The organism is Actinocrinis sp., from assembly GCF_035938995.1.
GTDB lineage: Bacteria > Actinomycetota > Actinomycetes > Streptomycetales > Catenulisporaceae > DASZGI01.
Genome location: NZ_DASZGI010000094.1, coordinates 1 through 2,561 on the forward strand (window position 1 = coordinate 1; position 2,561 = coordinate 2,561).

Genomic DNA, 2,561 nt, shown 5'->3' on the forward strand with positions numbered 1-2,561 from the left:
CCGTCACCGATGGGCGACCGAGCTGATGTTCGCCGCCCGCGACGACGGCGAGGAACCCCGCCACGTCGACCTGATCTGGCCGATCTGGAATGTCCTGGACATGACCCCGGGCGGACGCGGAGACGCGCCGGATTTCCCCGCCATGCAGTACGAGTAGCCGCCTACCGAGCGACCTATCGGGGTAAGGCGGGGGTCTGCGATCTTGACGGCTGACGCCCAGACCATCTTTACGTTGTCGAGGAGGCTTCCAGGGCTACCGGGCGATGACCGCCACGGCGGTACGACCGCCGTCGACGTCCAGCACGATGCCGTGGACGAAGGCGGACTCGTCGCTGGCAAGGTAGACCGCGGCGTGCGCGATCTCCTGGGGCCTGCCCATCCGGCCGGCCGGGGTGCCGTTCATATTCGCCTCGGCCGGGTTCACCTCCCCGGGCACCTTCTCGAGCACCACGCCGGGAGAGATGGCGTTGACGCGGACCCCCTCAGGCCCGAACTCGGCGGCCCAGGCCCGCGTCAAGGTCTCCATCGCGCCCTTGGTGGAGCTGTACAGTGCAGCGCGGCGGACGCCCAGGCGGGCGATCCACGAGCCCAGGTTGATGATCGCCCCGCCGCCCGCTTCCACCATGGCCGGCGCGATCGCCGCGGTCAGGAAGAAGGGCGCCTTCACGTTCACCGCGTAGACCTGGTCGAAGGTTTTCTCGTCGATTGCCGACGTGTCGCCGCCGGGGTAGATGCCGGCGTTGTTGACCAGGATGTCGATACGCCCGCCGAGCACCGAGGTCGCCTCCCGGGCCAGTGCACGCGAGGCCTCCGGGCTGCCGTCCAGATCCGCCTGCACGAACTCGGCGCGACCGCCCCGGGACCGGATCCCGTCCACGACCTCGCTGCCGCGCTGCCCGCTGCGCCCGGAGACGACCACGTGCGCGCCCTCGGCGGCGAACTCCTCTGCGATCGCGCGTCCGATGTTGCTGGTCGCCCCGGTCACCAGCGCCGTCTTGCCTTCAAGCCGCCCCGTCATACGTGTGCTCCTTGCTCTGACTTCCCATATACCGCTCGGCACCGATCGGGGTGCCGCCCGCGGCCCCCGGATTCGGCCCGGATCCACTGCCAGGATGCGATAACAAGAATGGACTTGCAAGTCCAGAAACGCGGCATGGCGCACCGGGTTCAGAGCGAGACAGGCGCCGATCGGCCGCCGCACTCAGCGGTCACAGAATGGACTTGACAGTCCATTCTTCGAGTCCTAATGTTGCGGACGTCCACTCCGAACGGGAGTTGAATCCGAGGCTGATGCCGGACCGGGTCCTCCTGGTCCGGATCACGTTCAGGTGCCTGCTTTCGACGCCTGGACACGGCCCACGATGAATTCTGGAAGAAAAGGTATTCGCATGTCCAAGACCAAGACCATTGCCGTATTCGGGGCCGGCCCGGGCATGGGCCGCTCGGTCGCCCGCCGGTTCGGCCGGGAGGGATTCCAGGTGGCCCTAGTAGCCCGCAACCAGGCACGACTGGACGCCTACACTGAGGAACTAGCCGCGGACGGAATTACGGCCGCCGGGTTCGCCGGCGACCTCGCCGACCGCGACGCGCTGCCCGGCATGATCGAGGCGATCACCGCGCGATTCGGCCCGATCGACGTGCTGGAGTACGCACCCTCCGGGCTCGACTTGCTCAAGCACGCGACCGCTGTCCGCGATGCGGACGCCGCATCCTTCGAGTTCCCCCTCGACCTGTTGCTTCGCACCCCGGTCACGCTGATCCGCCAGGCACTGCCCGGCATGCTCGAGCGCGGCGACGGCGCGGTCCTGTTCGGCCTGCCGGTCAACGCCAGCATCCCGGCTCCGCCGTTCGGCAACATCGGCACCGCAGCCGCCGCCGCCCGCCACTACCTGCACACTCTGCACGCCGACCTGGCCGGCACCGGCGTGTACGCGGGCCTCTTGCAGATCACGGGCCCGGTGGCCGACAGCGACGCCGGCGACTTCGTCCTCGAGAACTATGACCCGGCCCTCCTGCCGGAGCGGCAAAACCCCGCCGACCTCGCCGACGCCATGTGGGATCTCTACCTCAAGCGCGACACGTTCGACCAAGTCGTCGGAATGACCGGCGCATGAGCACGTCGAGTGACAGGAGAGGGACGTCCGGTGAGCGAAGGGCAGGAGAATAAGGCGGTCATCCAGACTCCTGACCGGCGTCTGCGGGTGTTCGTGAGTTCCGCGCTGGAGGAGCTGGCCGAGGAGCGGCGCGCGGTCACGCGGGCCATCTCGGCGCTGCGGCTGACCCCAGTGATGTTCGAGCTGGGCGCGCGGCCGTACCCGCCGCGGGACGTGTACCGGGCCTACCTGGCGCAAAGCGACGTGTTCGTCGGGCTGTACTGGCAGCGCTACGGACAGGCGCCTCCCGGCGGAGATGTCTCGGGCCTGGAAGAGGAGTTCGACCTGTCGGCGGGGCTGCCGAAGCTGCTGTACGTCAAGGAGCCGGCCCCCGGCCGCGACCCGCGGCTCGCCCGGCTGCTGGACCGGATCCGGCAGGAGGCGTCGGTTTCCTCTCGCACCTTCAGC

General features: G+C 68.8%; 3 protein-coding genes. 2 read left to right on the forward strand and 1 reads right to left on the reverse strand.

The window, feature by feature from the left end:
* Positions 1–253 precede the first annotated feature (253 nt).
* The gene (locus tag VGZ32_RS06040) at positions 254–1,018 is read right to left on the reverse strand and encodes a glucose 1-dehydrogenase (protein ID WP_326884837.1); all 765 of its coding nucleotides are present in this window, start codon (positions 1,016–1,018) and stop codon (positions 254–256) included.
* Positions 1,019–1,388: 370 nt separating this feature from the next.
* On the opposite strand from VGZ32_RS06040, the gene VGZ32_RS06045 reads away from it, so the two are divergent.
* Together VGZ32_RS06045 and VGZ32_RS06050 are read left to right on the forward strand one after the other, a co-directional pair.
* Positions 1,389–2,114: an SDR family NAD(P)-dependent oxidoreductase gene (locus VGZ32_RS06045; RefSeq protein WP_326884839.1), complete on the forward strand. Its 726-nt coding sequence runs from the start codon at positions 1,389–1,391 to the stop codon at positions 2,112–2,114.
* A 30-nt stretch (positions 2,115–2,144) separates the two neighbouring features.
* Positions 2,145–2,561 (forward strand): DUF4062 domain-containing protein (locus tag VGZ32_RS06050; RefSeq protein ID WP_326884840.1); only part of this gene is annotated, 417 nt, incomplete at its 3' end.

Bases quoted from the DNA above. Each gene is read 5' to 3' on its own strand.
- VGZ32_RS06040 (WP_326884837.1), bottom strand. From the start codon at position 1,018: ATGACGGGGCGGCTTGAAGGCAAGACGGCGCTGGTGACCGGGGCGACC.
- VGZ32_RS06045 (WP_326884839.1), top strand. From the start codon at position 1,389: ATGTCCAAGACCAAGACCATTGCCGTATTCGGGGCCGGCCCGGGCATG.